Origin of the sequence: Nodosilinea sp. LEGE 07088 (assembly GCF_015207395.1) — a bacterium.
Taxonomy (GTDB): Bacteria; Cyanobacteriota; Cyanobacteriia; order Phormidesmidales; family Phormidesmidaceae; genus Nodosilinea.
On record NZ_JADEWX010000038.1, the window covers coordinates 1 to 22165 of the forward strand.

The 22165-nt window shown below is 56.4% G+C and carries 21 protein-coding genes; 9 read left to right on the plus strand and 12 right to left on the minus strand.

Annotated features, from left to right (window positions below):
- The first annotated feature begins 290 nt into the window (after positions 1–290).
- Complete coding sequence (locus tag IQ254_RS11470) at positions 291–872, plus strand: HdeD family acid-resistance protein (RefSeq protein WP_193966296.1); 582 nt, start codon at positions 291–293, stop codon at positions 870–872.
- 181 nt (positions 873–1053) lie between these two features.
- Here the strand turns inward: IQ254_RS11470 and IQ254_RS11475 are convergent, their stop codons facing one another.
- Genes IQ254_RS11475 through fraC form a run of 3 tightly spaced genes read right to left on the minus strand, consistent with a single transcriptional unit; the run spans position 1054 to position 3448 of the window.
- A complete protein-coding gene (locus IQ254_RS11475; protein ID WP_193966297.1) occupies positions 1054–1833 on the minus strand; it encodes an ABC transporter permease in 780 nt (259 codons plus the stop codon).
- Positions 1834–1862: 29 nt separating this feature from the next.
- Positions 1863–2867, minus strand: coding sequence for a DUF5357 family protein (locus tag IQ254_RS11480; RefSeq protein ID WP_193966298.1), 1005 nt, complete (start codon positions 2865–2867; stop codon positions 1863–1865).
- Positions 2864–3448: a filament integrity protein FraC gene (gene fraC / locus IQ254_RS11485; protein WP_193966299.1), complete on the minus strand. Its 585-nt coding sequence runs from the start codon at positions 3446–3448 to the stop codon at positions 2864–2866. The genes IQ254_RS11480 and fraC overlap by 4 nt, the downstream gene beginning before the upstream one ends.
- Positions 3449–3599: 151 nt before the next feature.
- On the opposite strand from fraC, the gene IQ254_RS11490 reads away from it, so the two are divergent.
- Positions 3600–4730 carry a cob(I)yrinic acid a,c-diamide adenosyltransferase gene (locus IQ254_RS11490; protein WP_193966300.1) on the plus strand — a complete coding sequence of 377 codons (1131 nt, stop codon included), beginning with the start codon at positions 3600–3602 and terminating at the stop codon, positions 4728–4730.
- A 312-nt stretch (positions 4731–5042) separates the two neighbouring features.
- Positions 5043–6335: a BamA/TamA family outer membrane protein gene (locus IQ254_RS11495; protein WP_228040541.1), complete on the plus strand. Its 1293-nt coding sequence runs from the start codon at positions 5043–5045 to the stop codon at positions 6333–6335.
- 110 nt (positions 6336–6445) lie between these two features.
- Here IQ254_RS11495 and htpG read toward each other — a convergent pair whose 3' ends face one another.
- On the minus strand, positions 6446–8425 hold the full coding sequence (gene htpG / locus IQ254_RS11500) for a molecular chaperone HtpG (RefSeq protein WP_193966302.1): 1980 nt from the start codon (positions 8423–8425) through the stop codon (positions 6446–6448).
- A gap of 282 nt (positions 8426–8707) precedes the next feature.
- Here htpG and IQ254_RS11505 point away from each other — a divergent pair, with 282 nt between their 5' ends.
- Positions 8708–10312: a sodium:alanine symporter family protein gene (locus tag IQ254_RS11505; RefSeq protein ID WP_193966303.1), complete on the plus strand. Its 1605-nt coding sequence runs from the start codon at positions 8708–8710 to the stop codon at positions 10310–10312.
- 77 nt (positions 10313–10389) lie between these two features.
- Here IQ254_RS11505 and IQ254_RS11510 read toward each other — a convergent pair whose 3' ends face one another.
- The 3 genes from IQ254_RS11510 to IQ254_RS11520 form a co-directional block, all read right to left on the minus strand.
- Positions 10390–10599 carry a hypothetical protein gene (locus tag IQ254_RS11510; RefSeq protein ID WP_193966304.1) on the minus strand — a complete coding sequence of 70 codons (210 nt, stop codon included), beginning with the start codon at positions 10597–10599 and terminating at the stop codon, positions 10390–10392.
- A 753-nt stretch (positions 10600–11352) separates the two neighbouring features.
- Positions 11353–11676: a helix-turn-helix domain-containing protein gene (locus IQ254_RS11515; protein WP_193966305.1), complete on the minus strand. Its 324-nt coding sequence runs from the start codon at positions 11674–11676 to the stop codon at positions 11353–11355.
- Between the two features lie 3 nt (positions 11677–11679).
- On the minus strand, positions 11680–12057 hold the full coding sequence (locus IQ254_RS11520; RefSeq protein ID WP_193966306.1) for a type II toxin-antitoxin system RelE/ParE family toxin: 378 nt from the start codon (positions 12055–12057) through the stop codon (positions 11680–11682).
- 234 nt (positions 12058–12291) lie between these two features.
- Between IQ254_RS11520 and IQ254_RS11525 the strand changes: the two genes are divergently transcribed.
- Together IQ254_RS11525 and IQ254_RS11530 are read left to right on the plus strand one after the other, a co-directional pair.
- On the plus strand, positions 12292–13137 hold the full coding sequence (locus tag IQ254_RS11525; RefSeq protein WP_193966307.1) for an AraC family transcriptional regulator: 846 nt from the start codon (positions 12292–12294) through the stop codon (positions 13135–13137).
- Positions 13138–13169: 32 nt separating this feature from the next.
- Positions 13170–14372 carry a benzoate/H(+) symporter BenE family transporter gene (locus IQ254_RS11530; RefSeq protein ID WP_193966308.1) on the plus strand — a complete coding sequence of 401 codons (1203 nt, stop codon included), beginning with the start codon at positions 13170–13172 and terminating at the stop codon, positions 14370–14372.
- 91 nt (positions 14373–14463) lie between these two features.
- Here IQ254_RS11530 and IQ254_RS11535 read toward each other — a convergent pair whose 3' ends face one another.
- Genes IQ254_RS11535 through IQ254_RS11550 form a run of 4 tightly spaced genes read right to left on the minus strand, consistent with a single transcriptional unit; the run spans position 14464 to position 15742 of the window.
- Positions 14464–14853: a WD40 repeat domain-containing protein gene (locus IQ254_RS11535; RefSeq protein WP_193966309.1), complete on the minus strand. Its 390-nt coding sequence runs from the start codon at positions 14851–14853 to the stop codon at positions 14464–14466.
- Positions 14854–15246 (minus strand): hypothetical protein, encoded by a 393-nt coding sequence (locus IQ254_RS11540; RefSeq protein WP_193966310.1) that lies wholly within the window; start codon positions 15244–15246, stop codon positions 14854–14856.
- On the minus strand, positions 15246–15578 hold the full coding sequence (locus tag IQ254_RS11545; protein ID WP_193966311.1) for a hypothetical protein: 333 nt from the start codon (positions 15576–15578) through the stop codon (positions 15246–15248). Before IQ254_RS11545 ends, IQ254_RS11540 begins: the two co-directional genes overlap by 1 nt.
- A complete protein-coding gene (locus tag IQ254_RS11550; protein WP_193966312.1) occupies positions 15524–15742 on the minus strand; it encodes a hypothetical protein in 219 nt (72 codons plus the stop codon). The genes IQ254_RS11545 and IQ254_RS11550 overlap by 55 nt, the downstream gene beginning before the upstream one ends.
- Positions 15743–15924: 182 nt before the next feature.
- On the opposite strand from IQ254_RS11550, the gene IQ254_RS11555 reads away from it, so the two are divergent.
- The 3 genes from IQ254_RS11555 (at position 15925) to IQ254_RS11560 (ending at position 20415) form a co-directional block, all read left to right on the plus strand.
- A complete protein-coding gene (locus IQ254_RS11555) occupies positions 15925–18930 on the plus strand; it encodes an AAA family ATPase (RefSeq protein WP_193966313.1) in 3006 nt (1001 codons plus the stop codon).
- Between the two features lie 251 nt (positions 18931–19181).
- Entirely contained in the window at positions 19182–19313 is a 132-nt protein-coding gene (locus IQ254_RS32080; RefSeq protein ID WP_255526998.1) for a hypothetical protein, read from the plus strand.
- Between the two features lie 145 nt (positions 19314–19458).
- A complete protein-coding gene (locus tag IQ254_RS11560; RefSeq protein ID WP_193966314.1) occupies positions 19459–20415 on the plus strand; it encodes an RNA polymerase sigma factor, RpoD/SigA family in 957 nt (318 codons plus the stop codon).
- Positions 20416–20452: 37 nt separating this feature from the next.
- Here the strand turns inward: IQ254_RS11560 and IQ254_RS11565 are convergent, their stop codons facing one another.
- Positions 20453–22099 carry an MFS transporter gene (locus IQ254_RS11565; RefSeq protein WP_228040543.1) on the minus strand — a complete coding sequence of 549 codons (1647 nt, stop codon included), beginning with the start codon at positions 22097–22099 and terminating at the stop codon, positions 20453–20455.
- Positions 22100–22165: the final 66 nt, after the last annotated feature.

Here is a 22165-nt window from a genome sequence, read left to right on the forward strand (position 1 = left end):
TTTTCCCAACAGTCCGCCCACTCTACTTTTGTCTAAATTCATCGCCGCTAAGCTAGACTCCTGCCCCAGCGCTGGTGCACCTGACTTGGCGGCCTAGAAATCCAATCAAGAACTTAGGACTGCCCAGTTACGTTAACGGCTGAATAAAGGTATTTCAGAGTATCTTTATTCGCGCTTTGGCTCTCTCTAGCCCATGACCTGCCTTACTCTATTGCTGTACTATAGACAATGATATCGACGCCAGGGGTCTTTAAATTAAAACCGAGAACACGAGACGTGAGGCATCTGTTATGACAACTGATTTTCTTTCTTCTGAAGACATTAAGAAATCAACAACCTGGGTGATTGTACTCAGCATTGTGCTGATTATTTTGGGTATTTTTGCCATCCTGTCGCCTGCGGTGGCCTCTGCCTTCTTTACCGCCACGATGGGATGGATTGCCCTAATCAGCGGCATCATGATGATTGTTCAATCGTTTCGATCGCATCCGGTTCGAGGCTTTTGGCTCAACCTAATTGTGGGTATTTTGTATGCGATCGCAGGTCTGTACATCTTATTTAACTTAGGGGCGGCCCTGCTAGCCCTCACCCTGGCCTTTGGCATTTTGTTTGTTGTCGAAGGCATCTTTACCATCATCATGGGGTTTACCCAAAAAGCAGGCCGCAGCATGTCGTGGCTGGTGGTGCTCAACGGTGTAGTCACCCTAATTCTCGGCATCATGGTGCTCAACCGCTGGCCGGTCAGCGCCCTCTGGCTGATTGGGCTCTACGTCGGTATTAGCCTCCTGTTTAGCGGTATCAGCCTGTTGGCGGCGGCCCTGGCGACCCGTAAGACTGTGGCCGATGCGCCTGGCCCTACAGCTGAGGCCTAGCCTAGAACACCGGTACAGAAACCCGGTTTCTCGGCCAGCATGCCAGTCATGCCGTTAGGGCAGTGACGCTGAATTCTGTCTTCTGCTGTAGTTGCCAGGGCTGATTCGGGGTATCTGCCTTGCTCCTGACCACTGTCTCCTCCATAGCAGTTGAGATTTTGTATTAGCCGCTCAACCTGCTCTAAAACTGGCGTCGTGAAAAAATGACGCTGGCCACCATCAGCAGCAGCGCTGTATACAGCAGACCATACAGCCCGTGGCCCCACAGTTCAGAGACCGAGGGCAGCAGCTCTGGGCCGTAGGTGGCCTGGTTGCGCAGGTTCAGTCGCTCTAGGTCGGGTAGCAACAGGTAAAGAATGTTGGTCAGTCGCTGCACCGCTGGGGTTTCGCTCAGCTGGCCAAAGGCCACCAGATCCTGGCTCAGGTGCCCCATCAGGTACACCGCAAATGTGAGCAAGGTGGCCAATAGCGAACTGGTAAAGACGCCAAAGGCGATGGCAACGGCTACCAGCAGCGCCGCCTCCAGCACCATAAACAGCAGCGCCAGCACCAGGCTACCCAGCGAAAAGGCAATCCCACTAACGGCTAGCAGCGCTATAAAAATGAGCCCCAGGGCGGCAATCAGCACTGCCAGTACAGCAGTCAACCCCAGGTGCTTGCCCACTATAAACTCAGCCCGGCTGACGGGTTTGGCAATTAGCACCAGTACCGTGCGCTTTTCAATTTCTTTGTTGATCAGCCCGGTACCGACAAATACGGCTACCACCACGCTCAGCAGGTGAATGCTCGCTAGCCCCAGGTCAATCAAAATTTTGTTTTCAGCCCCAACGGCAATGTCGGGCAGCAGCACTTTGGCAATCACCATTACCAGGGCAAACAGAGCTACCAGGTACAAAATGCGATCGCGAATTACTTCCAAAAAAACGGTGCGCCCGATCACCCCCACCCGAGATAGCACCATTGGCCTCAATCCTTTGCTCAAACTCACGCCTACCCCCTTACCTGTGTATCTCTAGGATGCCCAGCCTGACGCGGTGTTTCCAGGTCGCAGGTGAGGTTAGCCCACTGGGTATTGCTATACCCCGGCGATGCATTTTCTGGGGTGACCAACCCGGCCCGACTGACCGGCATCAACAGGCAGGTCTTCTCCAGGAAGTAGCCGCTCTCACTGGCGGCAGGCCCCGACCAAATCGCCCATAGCTTTAGGGTATAGCCGTCTCCATGGGAAAAGGGCTGAAGGTCGAATCGCCACAGCGAATTTTCCAAAGAGGGATTTTGGCCCATTTGGGCCTGTACCTGCTGCTCCATCGCCTGGCGCTGACCATCTAGATTCAGCAACCACCGCTCCACCGCAGACCAGGGCTGATTGTTTACCTGAGATTGCAGCCTGTCTTCGGCAATGGTGAGGTAGGTGACCCCCGCCGGTAGCGCCACCGACTGCCCCGGAAACCGATAGACAAAGGTGCTGTTGTCAACGCTGTCGGCCACCAGACTGGGGTAGTCACGCACCCAGTTTTGAATGCGGAAATAGAACTGAAACCAGCTGCTAAACAATAGACTGAGGCAAAATAACAGCGCCAGCTGCTGGCGCACGGGGGCCGGTGGGGTTTTCAGGGTAAAATCCCAACTCACCAGGCTGGGCAGGGCTATGACCGCAAATGACACCATGGGCCAGGCTACCAGCGCGGGCTGAAGCCACCGCCCTCCCCAGGAACCAAACAAAAACATACAGAGAATGCCCCCCGCCACCCAGGGGGCAATGGACAGGCCAAAGGGCCTAATTTTATTGGCTTCCAGCGCCCAGCCCACCCCTAGAGCCAGACAGAACCAGCTCAGGGTGGCCAGCAGCCCCACCGTAAACGGTGTGGCATCGACCGACCGGGCCAGCAGTGACATCAGCCACGAAAACAGGCTCATGTAAATCACGGTTTGCCAGGCAAAGTAGCGGGGCGGCAGCAGCAGCTGTTTGAGGGTCTCTAGGGTCTGTTTAATCATCCCAGGCCTCCGGTCTGGTGGGCCAGCAGCAATAGTAAAATGGCTGTAAAGCTAATGGCATTGGCCTGAAGCACCGCCAAGGCGCGGGGAGAGTTACTCCGCTGCCCCTCTGTCTGCCCACCGCGGGCGCGGGCGTAGCGCTGGCGGCGGTTATCTTCGATCGCTTCAGCCGTGGTTTCGACTGGAGCCTGCCCTAGCAGCCGCAACAGCCACCCTAGCCCCTGAAGCTTGATCCAGTAGGTGATGAAAAAAGCTGCGATCGCCACCATAACCACGATCACGGGCAGCACATCCAGCCAGTTGTTGGCGTAAAACCGATTGAACAGTACGTAGCTAATGACCTGACTGCGCAGCGATAGGGGCAGTAAGGCCTCTACAGCCAGAAAGGCCACCCAGCCCAAGCTGGTGGCCAACAGGTTGAGGGTGGCGGCATACTGCATACTAGTGCGGTAACCCAGGCGCAACTGCTGGCGCAACACCATTGCCTCCAGCACAATCGCCACCATGAGCAGCATGGTCTGAAACGCGATCGCCCGCAGCGGTATCATGCCCAGTTCTGACAACAGGTTGGTAATCGGCATAGGGGCAAGATCGACCAGATAGTATTCGGTCGAGGCAATTGGTGCAATACCCAGGGTATAACCTCGGCCCAGGTTTCGCTAAGATTTTAAGTCGGCCCTCGTAAAACGTTATCCCTTCGCCCCAGCACCCCACTGAGCAGTACCTACACCTATGGTTAGAACCGGCATTGGCATTCGCACCGCCCAGCAGGGCAATGAACGACTCACTGGGCAAATTCATGTCTACGATGGCGAGGGCAAGGGCAAGTCTCAGGTGGCCCTGGGGGTGGTGCTGCGATCCATTGGGTTGGGCATTCAAAACTTTTTAGAAAGCCGGGTGCTGCTGCTGCGATTTCTCAAAGGCCCCGGGCGCACCTACGACGAAGATGCCGCTATTGAAGCGCTCCAGCGCGGCTTTCCGCACCTGATCGACCAGGTGCGCACCGGGCGAGCTGAGTTCTTTGGCCAAGACGAGATCACCAAGTTTGACAAACAGGAAGCCCAGCGCGGCTGGGATGTCGCTAAGGGGGCGATCGCATCGGGGCTCTACTCAGTGGTGGTGCTTGACGAAATTAACCCGGTGCTCGACCTGGGGTTGCTCGATACTGACGACGTGGCCAAAACCCTGCGCAACAAGCCCGATCATCTCGAAATTATCGCCACCGGGCGCGGCGCTCCTCAGCCCTTGCTCGACGTGGCTAACCTGCACTCCGAAATGAAGCCCCAGCCCCAGTCCCAGGGCATCGAAGGGATTGAAGGCATCGAAATCTACACGGGCTCTGGCAAGGGTAAATCGACCAGCGCCCTGGGCAAAGCTCTCCAGGCTATCGGTCGGGGGATTAGCCAAGACCTGTCCCATCGGGTGCTGATCATTCAGTGGCTGAAGGGGGGCAATGGCTATACCGAAGACGCGGCGATCGCCGCCCTGCGCAAGATCTACCCCAACCTGGTCGACCACCAGCGCTGTGGTCGCGATGCCATTGTTTGGCGGGGGCAGCAGCAGGAGATTGACTACGTCGAAGCCGAGCGCGGCTGGGAGATTGCTCGCACGGCGATCGCCTCCGGCCTCTACAAGACCATCATCCTCGACGAGCTCAACCCCACGGTAGATTTAGAACTACTGCCCGAAGACCCCATCGTGCAGGCGCTGCTGCGCAAGCCTCGCGGTACCGAGGTGATCATCACCGGGCGCTGTAAAAATCGCCCTGCCTACTTTGAGCTGGCCAGCACCCATTCTGAGGTCTTTAATCACAAACACTACGCCGAAAAAGGCATCGACCTCAAGCGCGGCGTCGATTTTTAGCCGGTGCTCCCTAGAGCACCGGTACAGTATGGCTAAAAACCCGGTTTCTTTGTCGCTGCCCTAACGGCATGACTGGCATTCTGGCCGAGAAACCGGGTCTCTGTACCGGCGTTCTAGGGCCACGGGTTGAGGCTACGCTTTTAACCGCTATAGCGGGCTCTGGCCCCCGGCACCTATAATGCTCTAGCAGCCAGGCGACGATTACTTCACTATGGGCATCGAATGATCCTCACCCCCGCAGGTGCATTTTCCTGGCTACCCCAGTTGGGATGGTTTTCGTTCAAATTAGCCACGACTTTATCGCCTCTCTTGTTGGCTACCGCCAGTTGGGCCCAGACGATTCCCGCCACTGAGGCGGGGCCACCCGGTGAGCTACCCTCGACCCAGGCCCAAGATCTGGTGCTGCTGCCGGGCGATCGCCCCAACGAATCATTCACGGGTGAAGATCCAGCCGCGCCGCTGACGCTGAGCCAGGCGCAGATCGATCCAAATTCTTTCTTCTTCAGTTTTGGCCTCACGCTGCCGCCGCCCACGGCCTTGCAGGGGGCGGCTCGCCCAGTTACGGTGCCCGCCATCTCTAACCAGGCCGTGGGCATCTCCGGCGGCATTCGGGTTGGGGTGGCCAATTTAGGCGGTAACGGTCAGGCTATTTCCCTGGGGGTTGAGGGCGGTAAAAAGACCCTGGGCTTTGACCTGGATTTTCGCCAATTTCTGGAGGATGGCTCTGGCTATGCCGTCAACGTCGCCAATCGCCGGGGCGTAGAGCCCGAGTTTGATCGCGGCGATCGCGAGGTAAATTTGCCTGGCGGCAGCGATCCCTTTGTGCATCGTCTGGGGGGCGGGGTCGAATATTTTCGCCCGCTATCCCCCGATGTAGACGTTGCGCTGGGGCTTTCCTATCAGCGCATCTCGGTGAGAGACTCGTTTTTTACCCGTCAGATTCAGCCCATAGATGAGCTGGGCAATCCCTTGACGGTGAGCAATACCGGCCAGGATGACCTGCTCACCCTCAACCTGGCCGGGGTTTGGGATCGCCGCGATGACCCACAGCTACCCACCACCGGCTATCGACTCCTGTTTGGCCTCGATCAAGCGTTTCCCATCGGCAACAGCAGTATTTTCTTCAACCGCCTGAGCGCTAACTACACCCATCTGGTGCCGCTCAATTTGTTTGGCTTTGCCCCAGGGCCACGCACGCTGGTGCTCAACCTGCAAGGGGGTACCCTGATCGGCGATGCCCCCCCCTACGAGTCCTTTAGCCTGGGCGGGTCAAGCTCGGTGCGCGGCTATAGAGAAGGGGCCCTGGGCACCGGGCGCAGCTTTGTGCAGGCCACCGCCGAGTATCGCTTTCCCGCCTTTGCGTTTAACGTGTTTGACGAAGATATCGATGTCGGCGGCAGCTTATTTGTCGACTACGCCAGCGACCTGGGCTCGGCTAGCGGCGTCATCGGTAACCCGGCAGAAGCGCGCAATAAGCCCGGCAACGGCCTTGGCTACGGCGTTGGCATCCGGGCTCTGACCCCGTTTGGGCCAGTCAGGTTTGAGTTTGGCCTCAATGGCGACGGTGGCAGTCGGTTTTCGGTCAATGTGGGCGATCGCTTTTAGGTCGATGTCGCTGCTGTTGACAAGATGATCGAGCCCTCATCCCCAACCCCTCGCCCCGAGGGTGCTTCAAACAACCGGGGATCTGCCCACAGAGAAAGCTGCCTCCGAATCTACTGCTCGGTGAGCTTGGTCAACAGCCTGTTCGATCGCTCCACGTAGGCCTTCATGCCGTCGGCATCAAACCCCTTTTGGGCCATTAGCGCCGTGTCGTAGACCTGGTTGCAGATCATCTTGGCCAGATCACCCGCTGGGGAGCTGCCGCCGTCGGCCCCAATAATCGTGCTCTGGCTTAGGCCCAGCAGGTTTTGAATCAGTGGGTGGGCGGTGTTCACCATCAGCACATGGTCATCGGGGAACTGCATCTCCTGCTGCTGCATCATCGCCATCATTTCCTGCATGCGGCGGGCCTCTTCGGGCAACAGCACCATGGCCGGGGGGGAACCTTCACCCTTGAGCGCCTGGGGTTTGACGTTCACGCGGGGGCGGTTGATTGCCTGCTCAAACATCTCCTTGACTTCGTCGTCGCGGGTCTTATTGGTGGCCGGGTCAACGATTTCGCTCTGCTTATCTTTGTCGAGTAGGGTGTCGTCGAGGTCGGCATCGACCCGCACAAACTTGACGTCGGAGTAGTCGCGCTCCAGGGTAGAAATAAAGTGGGTGTCAATGAACGAGTCCATAAACAGCACTTCTAAGCCCTGGCTCTTGAAGAGCTGGATATAGGTGGCCTGGGAGACTTCGTCGGTGGCGTAGAAAACCCGGTTCTCGTGCTTGTCTTGGTTGCGCTCTAGATATTCTTTCAGGGTGGTATAGAAATTGCCCTTGGCATCGGTGGCGGGTTTGGCCGCATCAGAGACTTCTGACCAGGCGTCGTCGTCGTCGGTTTGGACTTCGACCTTGGGTGCTTCCTCGGTTTCGCCTAGGGTTGCCGTGGTGCGAAAGATGAGAATGTCTTCGACCTGGCTCTTAAACTTGTCGTCGTTGAGGGAGCCAAACTTGATGAAGTTGCCCAGGTCTTGCCAGCTCGAAATGTACTTGGCGGGGTCATCTCGATACAGCGCCTTGAGGTTGTCGCCCACCTTCTTGGCGATGTAGTCGGCAATGCGGCGCACGGTGCGATCGCCCTGCAAGAAGCTGCGGCTGACATTCAGCGGAATGTCGGTGCTGTCGATCACGCCGCGCAGGGGCAGCAAAAACCGAGGCACCACTTCTTCGCAGTTGTCGGTGACAAACACCTGGTTGCAGTAGAGCTTGATGCTGCTCTTGGTGACATCAATGTCGGGCTTGAGCTTGGGAAAGTAGAGAATGCCGTTGACCACAAAGGGGTAGTCGGTGTTGAGGTGAATCCACAGCAGCGGGTCTTCCTGAAAGGGATACAGGTAGCGGTAAAACTCCAGGTAATCGTCGTCGGTGAGGCTGCTGGGGGATTTTTTCCAGGGCGCTTCGTGCTTGTTAGCAACTTCGCCGTCGAGTTTGATCGGCACCGGCATAAAGTCGCAGTAGGTTTTAATTAACTGCCGAATGCGGGCCGTCTCCAGATATTCTTCTTCGCCCTCCATCAGGGTCAGGGTAATGGTGGTGCCCACGGTGCTGCGCTCCGAGGGGCTGAGCGAAAACTGGGTAGTGCCATCGCAGCTCCAGTGGACGGCTTCGGCTCCTTCCTTATAGGAGAGGCTGTCGATCTCTACAGTAGAGGCCACCATAAACGCAGAGTAGAAGCCCAGGCCAAAATGGCCGATAATCGGGTCTTCGGCGGCGCTGTCTTTGTACTTGGTGATAAACTCTTCGGCGCTGGAAAAAGCCACCTGGTTGATGTATTGCTTGATCTCATCGGCGGTCATGCCGATGCCGGTATCGGAGATGGTCAGGGTCTTTTTCTCTTTGTCGAGCTGGATTTCGATCTCGGGGCTGCCGGTATCGCCAGCATATTCGCCCGAGCGGGCTACCATCGAGAGCTTTTTGATCGCATCGACGGCGTTTGACACCAGCTCGCGCAGGAAGATCTCATGCTCAGAGTAGAGCGCCTTTTTGATAATCGGAAAAATATTCTCGGTATGGATCGAGATATTGCCCTGTTCCAGAATCGTCGTCATAGCGGTGCTGTGATGGGTTAGATAAGGGTTTTCTTAAGGGCAATTTTTAACCCTGGGCGCGAAAACCACAAGCGGCGATTCCTCCACAGAGGAGGTTCGGTTGACCCTACTGGGTTTGGGTAGAGGTGTCTGATGTAACAGTAACGAAGGAAAAAAATTGATATCTCTACCAAGGAAGTTAAGCATTTTGTGAAATTTCCCTGGTGTCTGGGATGAATCGAGTGGTTTTATTGGCCGCTGTACTCAGGCATTAGGCATTTAGGCCTCTACTGCAAAAAGTTTATGAGCTATCCCAAAAACACCCCACCCGTTAAGTCGTCTAAGGAAGCCGGGCCCAGCCAGGTTTGGCAAGCCCTAAACCAGCACCGATCCTGGGTTGGGTTGGGGCTTGCGGCTCTGCTGCTGATCACAATAGCTCCGCCAGTTTGGGGCCAAGATGCTCCGCCGACGGGGGCAGACGCTATTTTTGCGCCCATCGTCAACGTCATGTCGTTGCTGCTCTTCTTCAAAGTTGGCGGAGAGAACGGGTTTCCGTTTATTGTGCTGTGGCTGTTTGTGGCGGCCCTGTTTTTTACCCTGCGCATGGGCTTTATCAACCTGCGTGGGTTTAAGCACGCGATCGAAGTTGTGCAGGGTAAGTACGACGACCCCCACGACGAGGGGGAAGTGTCGCACTTTCAGGCGTTAGCTACGGCGGTCTCGGGTACCGTCGGCTTGGGCAATATTGCCGGTGTGGCGATCGCGATTCAGCTCGGCGGCCCCGGTGCCATGGTCTGGCTCACCCTGGCCGGGTTTTGCGGCATGGTGACCAAGTTTGTGGAGTGCTCTCTAGCGGTTAAATATCGCCGCATCGAGAATGACGGCACAGTGTTGGGTGGCCCGATGTATTACCTCACCCGAGGCCTGGCGCCCAAAGGCATGCGCCCCCTCGGTCAGGGGCTGGCGGTTCTATTCTGTATTCTCTGCCTGGGCGGCAGCCTGGGCGGGGCCAACATGTTTCAGTCTAATCAGGCCTACGCCGCCATTGCCAGCCTGATTCCAGGCTTGCCCGCCTGGATATTTGGGTTGATTTTGGCTTCCCTGGCTGGGTTTGTCATCATTGGTGGCATTAAGCGGATTGGGGCTGTAGCCGAAAAGCTGGTGCCAGCCATGGCGGCGATCTACGCCATTGCCTGTCTGTTTGTCATTGTGGTGAATATTGGCCAGGTGCCTGCGGCGGTTGGCACCATTCTCAGCGAAGCGTTTGCCCCTACCGCTGCCGTCGGCGGCATTGTCGGTGTAATGGTGCAGGGGATTCGCCGCAGCTCGTTTTCTAACGAAGCTGGGGTTGGCTCGGCGGCCATTGCTCACTCGGCGGCCCGTACCGATGAGCACATTCGGGAGGGGATTGTGGCCCTGCTCGAGCCATTCATCGACACCATCGTGATCTGTAACATGACGGCGATCGCGATCGTGCTTACGGGTGTGTATCAAGATACCGGTGCTGAACTCAGCGGTGTGGGCATGACCGCTGCTGCCTTTGAATCGGTCATCGGCTGGTTCCCGATCGTGCTGAGCATTGCAGTGTGTCTATTTGCCTTCTCCACCATTATTTCCTGGAGCTACTACGGCATTCAGGCCTGGGCCTACCTGTTTGGCGAACGCACCACCATCGTGTTCAAGCTGATCTACGTGCTCTGCACTTTTTTGGGCACCCTCACCAGCCTAGGGCTGATTATCGACTTCAGCGACCTGATGCTGCTGGGCATGGCCTTCCCGAATCTGATTGGCTGCTACATTCTCTCTAACGAGATTGCTAAAGACCTCAAAGACTACTGGCAACGGCTTACCTCTGGGCAAATGCCGACCTACAGCCCGGTGGCGGTTGGGTCTTCTGAGAACTCCTAAATTGGCCCAAGATAGATAGGGTACCTGGATGTTATGCGTGGGTTGCCCCAGCGGTGGGTTGACTAAGACTAAATGAATCACCGAGAAAGCATAGAGCAAGACTTGGCCTTGTCGCGATCTTGCTCTATATTTATGGCTAACTGACGCCGTAGGCTAGGAGAGGTGGCCTGATAGTCACCGTATAGCTGGCAAAACCGCCAAAATTTTTCGACCTTAGCCCAGGGTCGGCTGTTGGCTGCGATCGGGTCTAACGCATTTGAGGTTTGACACATAGAGAGCCAAAGCATAGTCGCCTCCTTCCCTAAAACGGCTGTTTTTTTGAACTAACACAACCCTAAGGTGCCCCAGGCCAAGAAACAAAGGACACGCTCGATAGCATCTATGCAAAAAAAACATACCCCACAAATCGCGGCCGCGATTTGTGGGGTGCATCCCACTGTCGTAACCCTCACCCCCAACCCCTCTCCCAGAGGGCGCTACCGCTGATACACATCTCAGAGATGAGTCATTGACCAGCCTTCAAAGAGGTTATCGAAGTGGCAGCCCACTGGGAGAGGGCTAGGGTGAGGAATTTCGAGGATTCTGCTGACAGGTTTTGTCAGGCAATCAGGCTGCACCGTCACTGCCACGACCAGGCACATGGGGCAGTTCGTCACCGCTCGTTCCGTACGAATGACAACGACTGACCTGCTGAGGAGCCGTATGAGGTGAAAGTCTCACGCACGGTTTTGAAGCCGAGCGGAGGGGGAAACCCCTTCGCTTATTTAAGGTAGTGATCAAGACTTTGCTCTGTATAACACACCGTTTCAAGGAGATAGTCCGATTAAGATCTGCATAACACTCCATTTTAGGGAGTTATACAGATAGTTCTCAGCATAATGCTCTCTCCTGGAGTCGATATTCAACTCAAGATCTAGCTAATCACCCTGATAAGGGGTGTCATACAGAGTGCAGAGACAGAAAGCAGGCTAAACACAAGTTAGCTGGCTTCGTTTCTGGGCTAGGGCTAGTGCAGGAAGATAAGTTGTTGGTGTTCAAAATCACGAAGCAACAACGCGCGTTTGAGCTTGTGCATGAGATTTGGGTTTCACTACAATTTCTACATCTCGCCCCAAAGCATTAAGAAAGCGAAACAACCGTGCCGTTGAAAAGCCTGCTAGTTTTCCGTTGATTAACGCCGAGATTTTAGGTTGATCAACTCCTAACGCCTCTGCTGCCTCAATTTGGGTCATTTGTTGAGCTGTAATGATGCTGCTGATCCGCCGAGCAAGTTCTGCTTTAACCAGCAATTCGTCAGCATTTTCCAAACTCAAATCTGCAAATACGTTGCCGCTACTGGCTTGTACTCTAATTTCTTCAGTCATCTTTTACTCTCCCTGGCGTTTGCTATGGTTTTGGGCGTAGTGTTCCTTGGCTCGTTTCAGCCTTGCTTCGATCAGGTCAATATCCTGCTTAGGAGTCGCAATACCTTGCTTGGATTTTTTCTGGAAAGCATGTAAGACGTAGACTACTCCAGCGAGTTTCACCGTGTAGACAGCTCGATAAGTATCTCCGTCAAAATCTTCTACAATTTCCAGTACTCCAGTTCCCTTAAATCCTTTGAGTGGTTTGGCTGAGGGGTGTTTTTCACCACATTGCGCTAAGTACAATGCATACCCAAAAGTTTGCCGCACGTCCTCTGGGAACTCCTTCAAGTCATCCAGAGAACTTCCGACCCATTCAACTAGCTTTGGTGATGCATTCATCCCTCAAACATGCCAGTGTTGGCATACTATTGTCAATAGTCAGGTTTCATCTGTTAGTGTCGGCCAGCTAACACTTCACGGCAGCGGACGGTTGAAAGCCGCTGGTACTGAGTTCCAGGTTATCTGCCGTCGCTGCGTTTTGCCGTTAGCTAGTTCTCCCTAGTTGTCCCATTCTTCCTACCATCTCTGGTTGCTAAAAATCATTGGCTATCTGACTCATATGCCTCCCGATTCATGACTAACACCAACGAATTTGCCCGCCTCTGGACACCTAACTTTTCCGGTGTTGAGCTGTTTCAGGCCCACCTCTATCGATATAGCTTCGACAAGCATTTCCATGATGCTTACACGATTGGGTTGAATGAAAGTGGCCTGGGGCAGAGCCTTGTCCGGGGGCAATTGGTAGATAGCCCTGCCAATAGTTTCAATCTAATTAATCCAGGGGAGGTGCATACTGGCAAAGCTGGGGATGATCAGAGTTGGCGCTTTCGCAATCTCTATATCAGTCCAACCCTGATGCAGTGGCTATTGGAGCAGCTAGACCAGAGCCAACGCACTCTGCCTGTTTTTCGGGAACCTATTGCCCATGACCTGGCATTGCGATCGCGCTTTCTGCAAGTGTTTCAGGCGCTTGACCAAGCCTTACCACTCCTGACCCAACAATCGCTGTTATTGGAGTTGATGTCGCACCTGCTGCAACATCATAGTGACATTGATACACTACCCGCCGCTGCCCAAGAATTCAGAGCTGTGGCTTTGGTTCGGGACTACCTGGAGGAGCACTACATCGAGAATATCTCCATCGAAACCCTAAGTCAGCTCAGCCAACTCAGCCCTTACTACCTCATTCGCTGCTTTCGCCAACAGTTAGGGCTACCGCCCCATCACTATCAGCGACAGGTGCGACTGCTAAAAGCCAAGCAAGCCTTGCACACATCGCAGCCGTTAACGGCGATCGCAAGTGATGCCGGATTTTTTGACCAAAGCCATTTCACCCGAAGCTTTAAGCGGGTCTTTGGAGTTACTCCTGGTCAATATCGTCAGGGCAATTCCGTACAATACTCTTCCTTCACCGATTGATAACCTGGGGCTGCCGTAGATAGGAGATTGACATGGTTAGCATCCGACGAGCATCAGCCTTGGTGCGAGATTTTTCTATCTCAGCCGTGATTGCTGGATTTGTCAGCGTATTAGTGGGCTATTCCAGTGCGGCGGTGATTGTGTTTCAGGCAGCCCAAGCACTAGGAGCCACAGAAGCGGAAATTGCTTCTTGGATGTGGGCCTTGGGTCTTGGGCTAGGACTAACCACGATTCTGCTCTCGCTGCGCTATCGTGCTCCAGTAGTCATGGCCTGGTCAACACCGGGAGCCGCCATGTTGATTACATCGGCTGCTAATGTGTCGTTAGCCGAAGGGATTGGAGCCTTTTTATTCTCGGCGGTGCTAATCACTCTGTGTGGTCTCAGCGGCTGGTTTGAGCGGGCCATGAGTCGCATTCCGCTGTCGATGGCCTCAGCCTTATTGGCGGGGGTACTGCTCCGCTTTGGTCTCAATGTCTTTGTGGCGATGGAGACCCAATTTGGTATGGTGTTTGCCATGTTTTGCGCCTACTTGATTGCTTATCGTTGGCTACCCCGCTACGCCGTGCTAATCGCGTTGACCCTGGGGGTGGCGATTGCGGCTATGCAGGAAGATCTCCAGATGGCTGCTTTCAAACTCGAGATGGCTACTCCCATTCTGACTCGCCCCCAGTTTTCGCTGTCAGCTATTGTAGGCATTGCATTGCCCCTGTTTGCCGTGACGATGGCCTCCCAAAATGTACCGGGAGTTGCCGTCTTGAGGGCTGCGGGCTATGAACGAGTCCCGATTTCACCGCTCATTAGCTGGACGGGCATTGCCACGGTGTTGTTAGCACCCCTAGGAGCATTTGCTATGAACCTGGCCGCCATCACCGCAGCCATTTGTATGGGGCCAGACGCCCACAAAGATCCAGATAAGCGTTACGTTGCAGCAGTGGCGGCAGGGGTGTTTTACATCTTGCTGGGGATCTTTGGAGCCACCATTGGGGCACTGTTTACCGCATTGCCTCAGGAATTGGTGATGGCGATCGCGGGACTGGCCCTACTCAACACGATCGGCAAGGGGTTGGCAGTTGCTCTAGTGGAGGAAACCGAACGCGGAGCTGCCCTGATTACGTTTTTGGTGACAGCCTCAGGAATAACGTTGTGGGGCATCGGGTCAGCGTTTTGGGGACTGGTGGTTGGGGCGCTTGTCATGAGCGTGATGCGGATCAAGCCTTTGAAAATTGTTAGCTGATGCTGCCGTCAGCTAACAATTCGCTTGGAGCGGACTGCTGAAAGATCCTGGTGCTGAGTTCAAGGTTTTCCACAGCCGCTCAAGCGAGCCGTTAATCACCGATCGCACCCAGCATTTGCAACGTCGCCCGCGTGGCTGGGGTCAGCCCCTTGGCCCCGGCCAGTTTCATGCCTTCGTACAGGCGTTTGGCAATCAGCACCCGCAGACAGTCTCCCGTTTTGGCATCCCAAATTCGCACCGTCTGGTCTTGGGAGCCGGTGGCGATGGTCAAAGACCGGCCCTGCGGGGCGATCGCCCCACCATCCGCACTAAACGCCAGCGAAGACACCAAATGCTGATGCCCCTCGCAGACGCGCAAACAGTCCCCCGTCGCCACATCCCACACGCGCACCTGGCAGTCCGTATCGCCTGTGGCTAGCCGCTGCCCCTTGGGGCTAAAGGCCGCCGCCAGCACGTTGCCGAGGGATAAACACACAGCCACTCAAATCGGCCCCGGAAAATTCATGCCATGCAGCTTCACATCCTGCAGGTAGGCCTGCCATATGGTTAGCTCAGAAAAGTCGTAGCCACCAATGTCCACGGGCAATTGCAGCAGCAGGTTGAGGCTGTTGCCCCCGGCGTAGCCCATCGACTGGGGCGTGCCACCGCGTAGCTGGGTCAAGATCGTCTGGAGAACGGCGGCAATCTGCTCGGCACGGCCCAGACGATCGATCAGCTGGTCAGCAATGGGCTTGAGGATCAGGTTGATCTGGGTTTCGCGCAGGTAGTCCTTGGCCTGGGCTTTGGTCAGGGCGTGGCTGATCAGCAAATGGGGCCGCTGGTCAGCAATCTCATCGGTAATGCGATCGCTCAAGTGGCAAGTGACATACTCCATCACCACCGGCTGCTGGGTGAGGCGATCGCCGTTGCGCTCGACCAGCGATCGCCGCTGCAGCGAGTTGAGCGATTCCCACAGGTCGCGGGGGGCACATGGGTCAGCAGGTCGGCCTGTAAATCCTCAATGGCAGAGGGTTCGCGGTTAATCGCCAGCCAGTACATGGCGGCTTTTTCGAGCGCCGTCAGGCGTTGAAAATGCTGGTCAAGCAGATCGCGAATGTCGTCGAACAAAAAGCCACCCTGCTGCGACACCGCCAAAAACTGAGCAATATCGCCTAGCGTAGCGGTACCTGGCCCAGCAGAAGCGGCTCCATTTTGGGCCACCGCCATTGCCGCTGGCTCCCCGCTACGGCCTGCCAATCCAGCTCCAGCACTTGGCAGTAGGCTCTGAAAGCTCCGGCATTAATCGCGACTTTCCCCGCCAAAAAACGCTTCCAGGTACCCTCAGAAATGCCCGCTGCCAGTACCCCCACCGCTTCCCAATCGGTACCCAAGAGCTGACTCGCCGCTGCTATCCACCGAAAGTCACTGGTAGCCTACCCCGGCTTCAAACAGAAGCCGGGGAGCATCCAGAATTTGCTCAATGCAGTAGCCCAGCATTAAAAAAATCCTTAAGTTCGAATGTACTTTAAGTTCGTCTGTACTGTAGGCTGGGAATGGTGGTGCGAATGTACCCATGGTTCCCAAACACATTACCCTGAAAAATTTTCTCAGCTACCGCGATGCCAGCCTCGACTTCAACGGGCTGCACGTGGTCTGCGTGGCCGGGCCTAACGGAGCCGGTAAGTCGTCGCTGCTAGAGGCGATCGCCTGGGCGCTGTGGGGCCAAAGCCGGGTCGCCACCGATGACGACGTGATTCACCAGGGCGAGCTAGAGGCGCGGGTGTCGTTTCAGTTTCACCAGGGCGAGCACACCTATCGAGTCATTCGCAGCCGCCACCGCACCCAGGGCACCAGCCTAGAATTTCAGGTCTACACCGACGAGGGCTGGCGGGTGCTCACCCAGCGGGGCATGCGGGCCACGCAGCGGCTGATCTGCCACCACCTCAGGCTCGACTACGACACCTTTATTAATTCGGCTTACCTGCGCCAGGGCGGCGCCGACGACTTCATGCTCAAGCGACCGGGCGATCGCAAGCAAATTTTGGCCGACCTGCTGAAGCTGCACAACTACGACCACCTGGCCGAAAAGGCCAAAGAGCAAGCTCGCCAGGCCAAAGCCGAGGCCACCCTGCGCCAGACCCAGCTCGACGACATGATCACCGCGATTGCGGCCTACGAGCCGACTCTCCAGCGCCAGGCCCAGCTCCAGCAAGAGCTGCACGACATTGACCAGCAGCAGGAATGCGATCGCGATCGACTACAGCAGCTGCGCCACCTAGCCCAGCAGCACCAGAGCCACCAGCAGCAGCTGCAAATTCAGCAACAGCAGCGGCAGCATCTCACCGCCCTGCTGCACCAAACCACCACCACCCTGGCGACCCTCACCACCGAGCAGGAGCATTGCGCAAACATTCTGGCTCAGGCCACTGAGATCGAGGCGGGTTTAGCCGAGCTAGCTACCCTGGAAGCCGAAGATACCGAGCTCAATCGGCAATTTCAGCGCTACCAGGTGCTGCAAGAGCAGCGCCAAGCCCTAGACACCGCCTGGCAAACCCAGTCAGAACCAGTCCGCGATCGCCTTAGCCAGACCCAGCTACAGCTCGCCGCCCTCGAGGCGCAGCTGGCCGATCTCGATGACCTCCTGAGCCAAAGCGAGTCGGTCAAAGCCGCTCGACAACAGTTTTTGGCCGCTAAGGCCCAGCTCAAATACCTCAATGCCCTACAGCTCCAGGCAGAGCCCCTGCAACAACGGCGACGGCAGCTGGAAGCGGGTTTACAACAAGCCCAAACCCGGCTGCAAACCCGGCTAGAAGAACTCACGACCACCGCCCAGCAGCTCCAGCAGCGGCAAAGTCAGCCAGAGCAGCTCAATACCACCGCCCAAGAGGTGGCAGAGACGCTCAGCTACCTTGAGCAGCGCCGCGCCTACCAGGAACAGGTGCGCGAAAAGGGGCTAGAGCGCCGCAGCTTTATGGAGGTGTTGCAGGCCAACCAGCGCCGCTGCGAGACCCAGATTGCCCAGATTGCTCAAAAGCTTGGATTTTTGGCCCAGCCCGAGGCCGCCTGCCCGCTGTGCGATCGCCCCCTGGCCGACCGCGATCGCACCCTGGTGGAGGGCCGTCATCGCCGCCAACAGCAAGAACTCCAGGAAGAGATCTGGGTGATTCGGGAGCAACTGGCGGTCTCTGAGCGGGAGATTCAGGTGCTGCGGCAGGAGTACCGGGCGGTCGAAGCTGAGCTCGAGGCCTACGCCCCGGTGCTGCAAAAACAGGGGCAGCTCACGGCTCAAATGGCCTCCCAGGTCACTGTGGGAGAACAGATCCAGGCTCTAGAAAGCGAGCAGCGACGCCTCCAGCAAGATTTAGATGGCCAGCAATATGCCCTCGACCTGCGCACCGAGCTCGATCGCCTTGACCAAACCCTGGCCCAGCTCGCCTACGACGATCGCAACCACGCCCTGGCCCGCGGCCAGGTTGACCGCCTGCGCTGGGCCGAAATTAAACACCACGATCTGGCCCAGGGGCGACGGCGACGGCAGCAGCTCACTCAACAGCGCCAGCAGCTCCAGGCCACGATGGCTGACCTCGAGGCCGAGCTCGACCAGTTGCGGCACAGCACCCAGGGCCAGGGCCTAGAGGCCGTGCAGACCGAGTTAGATCAGCTGGGCTACGACATTGACCGCCATCAGCAGGTGCGCCAGGCCTTGCTGGTAGGCCAAAGTTGGCAGCAGCAACACCAGGAGCTATTGCAGGCGCGGCAGCAGCAGCCCCAGCTCCTGGCACGGCTAGCGACGCTCCAAACCCAGCAGCGCCAGCAGCAGCAAGCTATTGACCACATCACCGAAACCGTGGTGGCCCTTGAGGCACAGCTTCAGGCCCTGGCCTACGAACCGGGTGCGGTGGAGCGCTGGGAGACTGCGATCGCCCAGCGCCAGCAGCAGCGCGATACCCTGTTGGCTCAACTCGGGGCCCTGGGCCAGTCGCGCCAGCAGCTCGAAGACTTGCAGCAGCAGCTCACCAGCAAACAACAGGAACTAGCCGCCGTACGCCAGCGCCAACGCACCTACCACGAACTCGCGGTGGCCTTTGGCCGCAACGGCATTCAGGCCCTGATGATCGAAAACCTACTGCCCCAGCTCGAAGCCGAAACCAATCACCTGCTGGGTCGCCTCAGTGCCCACCAGCTCCATGTGCAGTTTGTCACCCAGCGGGCCACCAAGCGCGGCCAGGGGGTAATCGACACCCTCGATATTTTGATTGCCGACGCCCGGGGCACCCGCCCCTACGAAACCTACTCCGGCGGCGAAGCCTTTCGGGTCAACTTTGCCCTCAGACTGGCCCTGGCGCGGCTCTTGGCCCAGCGATCGGGGCGATCGCTACAGCTCTTGATTATCGACGAAGGCTTTGGCACCCAAGACCAGCAGGGCTGCGATCGCCTGGTTGCCGCCATCAACGCGATCGCCCCCGACTTTGCCTGCATTCTCACTGTCACCCATATCCCCCATTTTCGGGCCGCCTTTCAAACTCGCATCGATGTCACAAAAACGACCCAGGGTTCTCAGCTGGCACTCTCCGCCTAAATGCAGACAGGTACGCAAACCCAAAACTCGTTTCTCAGAGTTTTGTTAACATTTTCTTTAGATTTTAAGATTTTCTTCGCCGCTACCGCCAGAAATATGTCAAATGGAATGCAATACGCGCCCCCAAAACACCTTATTCTATTGAGCTATAGGTTATTGACCGCAGACCCAATTGAGTATTAATAACCATTCCCGAAGGCCTTAATAAATGTTACAGTTATTTACATAAGAAACTAATTAAGACGTTACCCATGAGCATCCCCGAGATTGTTGTAGAAGTCGGCACTGCTCTAGTAGTAGCCGGTTGGATCCTGAAGCGTCGATCTGAAGAAGCAGCTCTGGAATCGGAACTGGTTCCGGTACCCGTCCGCGATCGCCGTTAGGCTACTAGGCCGCAGCATGTCTTAGCGCTAATGTCTCAACAATTGATTGAGGCCACTGCTTGTCTGTTGTTCGCCAACTAACCCTTTGGGCAGTCGCCCTGCCTTCCTGTTTGTTCCTTGCCACTATTTCCTGGGTCGCCAATTTATGAGAACTGTACAAAACTCCACGGATCTAGTTCGTACCTATCTCAAAGAGATTGGTAAAGTTCCTCTACTTACCCACGAAGAAGAAATTGTACTGGGTAAGCAGGTGCAGAAGCTATCGGCAGTAGAGGCCAGACGTCGTGAGCTAGAAGATGGGCAAGACGATGTCATCTCCATGGATCAGTGGGCTAACGCTGTCGATCTCTCCTTAGCAGAGCTGGAGGCGATTGTGCACAACGGCAGTTTGGCCAAGCGCAAAATGGTAGAAGCTAACCTGCGCCTGGTGGTTTCGGTAGCTAAAAAATATATCAAGCGCAATGTTGACCTGCTCGATTTGATTCAAGAAGGCACTATTGGTATGCAGCGGGGGGTGGAGAAGTTTGACCCCACCAAGGGGTATCGTTTTTCGACCTATGCCTACTGGTGGATTCGCCAGGCCATTACCCGCGCCATTGCTGAAAAAAGCCGCACCATTCGTCTGCCCATTCACATCACCGAAAAGCTCAATAAGCTAAAGAAGGCCCAGCGCATGTTGTCTCAGCGCCATGGCCGGGCAGCTACGGTAGCTGAGCTAGCCATTGAGTGCGATCTCACCGTCAAGCAGGTGCGCGATTATCTAGAAAAGTCTCGCCAGCCTCTCTCCCTAGACTTGAAGGTCGGCGACAATCAAGATACCGAGCTGAGTGAGCTGCTAGAAGACGACGGGCCGTCTCCCGAAGACTTTGCTACCCAGGTCGCGCTACGGCAAGATCTGGAGCGTTTGATGGGCGACCTGACCGCTCAGCAGCGCGAGGTGCTGTCTCTGCGATTTGGCCTCAGCGATGGCAAGACCATGACCCTGGCTAAGATTGGGGATTTGCTTTCCATCAGCCGTGAGCGGGTACGCCAAATCGAACGTGAGGCTCTGACCAAGCTGCGCAAGCGCCAGTCTGACATTCGTGAATACCTGGCTAGCTAATTCTGTTCAGGGCTGAGAAACCAGCTAGAGGCTGCCATCATTCGATGGGAGCCTCTATTTTTTTTACCGTTTTAGGTAGCCAAAAAGACAGCCCCAGACTCAGCAAGCAGAATCCCAGGGCCAGCCCTAGGGTAATCTGCATAGCCTCCGTGGCCGCCGTCTGTAAGATGGTGTCGAGAACAGGCTGAACCGAGTCCGGTAGTTGGTCAAAGAGCGCTCGCCGCTCACTGCGACGTAGGGTTTGAATCGACACCTGTAACGAGCGAATCGCTTGCCGACTCACCTCGGGAGTCACAGCTTCGCCTAGTTCAGCAATGATGCTGTGCACAATTTTGGTTGAGGCCGCCACCACCAAGACTGTACCCAACACCCCTCGCCCCAGGGAAGCTCCGAGGTTTTGGAAGGGGCGATAAACGCCGCGGGCTTCGACCCTGTCTTCGTCGCGGGTGTCGGCAAAGGTCAACGATGTAATGTAGGTACCAAAGAGGCCGGTGCCAGCCCCAAGGGTCATCAGGGCCGGGAGCAGGCCCAGGGGCGTGACCGGTGGCTTAACCGCTACTATCAGCATCGCCAGCCCAATGGCCTTGACGACAATGCCCATCTGCAACAGCGAGCGGGGTGGAAACTGCGGGCGGCGCTTGACCAGCAGCAACAGTATGGCCAGTTGAACAATCGTGAGCGGCATCACCGCCAGGGAGGTACGAAAGGAATTGAGCCCCACCACCGCTGGAATAAACTGATACAGATTGAACTGAACGCCGACGGAAATGATCGTTTGCAGCGTGGCGATCGCCAACCCCAAGATATAAATACGACGGCTAAACACCCCCAGCCGCAGCAGCGATGCCTCTCCCTGTTGTTTTCGCTGGCGCTCCCAAAATAGCAACAACCCGATAAAAATCAGCCCGGTGGCCATGAGCACCGGCGCAATCGAAATCTGAAAGGGAATGACCACGATGTCGATGGCCCGCGTATTATCCTTGGGCTGCCACCAGCCAAACTCAGCCGTCAGGCTGAGGCCGACTAGAGTCAGACCAAACCCTGCTACCGACAGCAGGCCGCCAACCCAATCGATGGGCAGGGCTTGTCGGGGAATAGGCACATCGATGGATTGCACCAACAGCCCAATCAAGGGAATCAACCCCAGCTCTAGCCCAAAAGCCCACCGCCAGCCCAGCTCATAGGCCATAAATCCCCCACTAATTGACCCCACCAGGGCCCCGGCAACACCCGCGATGGTCAGCGCCACCATGGCGTACTTGTTGGCCATATCCCCTGGATACAGAGCGTTCATTAGGGCCACTGGGGTGCTCACCAGAACCGCCGCCGCCACCCCAGTCAGCGCGGCCAGACCCACGGTAAACAGGCCGATATTGGGGCTGAGTATCATCACCAGCAGCCCCAGGGCAAACAATCCCAGGGCAATGGTAAAGGCTGGCTTGCGCCCGAGTCGGCGGCTGAGGTTTTCGGCGGTGGGCGTAAAGGAAGCCGTGACCAACGACATGAGCACCAGCGCCGACTGCACGTAGCCCACGGTGGAGTCAAACCCGCGCACTAGAGGCGGCATGATCGGCTGCACCACGCCAATGGTGTAAGACAGCATAAAAAAGGTCAGGCAAAGCCCTAGCGGGCCTGACCACCGCTGCCAGCAAAGGACTGAAGGGGTGGAATTGGAATTGGACAAAGCGCTAACCCGAGTTGCATCACTTGCTTGAAATCAAATATTGCCATTGGGCCAAGACGTTTAGAC

Bases quoted from the DNA above. Each gene is read 5' to 3' on its own strand.
- IQ254_RS11470 (WP_193966296.1), top strand. From the start codon at position 291: ATGACAACTGATTTTCTTTCTTCTGAAGACATTAAGAAATCAACAACC.
- IQ254_RS11475 (WP_193966297.1), bottom strand. From the start codon at position 1,833: ATGGTGCTATCTCGGGTGGGGGTGATCGGGCGCACCGTTTTTTTGGAA.
- IQ254_RS11480 (WP_193966298.1), bottom strand. From the start codon at position 2,867: ATGATTAAACAGACCCTAGAGACCCTCAAACAGCTGCTGCTGCCGCCC.
- fraC (WP_193966299.1), bottom strand. From the start codon at position 3,448: ATGCCGATTACCAACCTGTTGTCAGAACTGGGCATGATACCGCTGCGG.
- IQ254_RS11490 (WP_193966300.1), top strand. From the start codon at position 3,600: ATGGTTAGAACCGGCATTGGCATTCGCACCGCCCAGCAGGGCAATGAA.
- htpG (WP_193966302.1), bottom strand. From the start codon at position 8,425: ATGACGACGATTCTGGAACAGGGCAATATCTCGATCCATACCGAGAAT.
- IQ254_RS11505 (WP_193966303.1), top strand. From the start codon at position 8,708: ATGAGCTATCCCAAAAACACCCCACCCGTTAAGTCGTCTAAGGAAGCC.
- IQ254_RS11510 (WP_193966304.1), bottom strand. From the start codon at position 10,599: ATGCTTTGGCTCTCTATGTGTCAAACCTCAAATGCGTTAGACCCGATC.
- IQ254_RS11515 (WP_193966305.1), bottom strand. From the start codon at position 11,676: ATGACTGAAGAAATTAGAGTACAAGCCAGTAGCGGCAACGTATTTGCA.
- IQ254_RS11520 (WP_193966306.1), bottom strand. From the start codon at position 12,057: ATGAATGCATCACCAAAGCTAGTTGAATGGGTCGGAAGTTCTCTGGAT.
- IQ254_RS11525 (WP_193966307.1), top strand. From the start codon at position 12,292: ATGACTAACACCAACGAATTTGCCCGCCTCTGGACACCTAACTTTTCC.
- IQ254_RS11530 (WP_193966308.1), top strand. From the start codon at position 13,170: ATGGTTAGCATCCGACGAGCATCAGCCTTGGTGCGAGATTTTTCTATC.
- IQ254_RS11540 (WP_193966310.1), bottom strand. From the start codon at position 15,246: ATGGAGTATGTCACTTGCCACTTGAGCGATCGCATTACCGATGAGATT.
- IQ254_RS11545 (WP_193966311.1), bottom strand. From the start codon at position 15,578: ATGGCGGTGGCCCAAAATGGAGCCGCTTCTGCTGGGCCAGGTACCGCT.
- IQ254_RS11555 (WP_193966313.1), top strand. From the start codon at position 15,925: ATGGTTCCCAAACACATTACCCTGAAAAATTTTCTCAGCTACCGCGAT.
- IQ254_RS32080 (WP_255526998.1), top strand. From the start codon at position 19,182: ATGAGCATCCCCGAGATTGTTGTAGAAGTCGGCACTGCTCTAGTAGTA.
- IQ254_RS11560 (WP_193966314.1), top strand. From the start codon at position 19,459: ATGAGAACTGTACAAAACTCCACGGATCTAGTTCGTACCTATCTCAAA.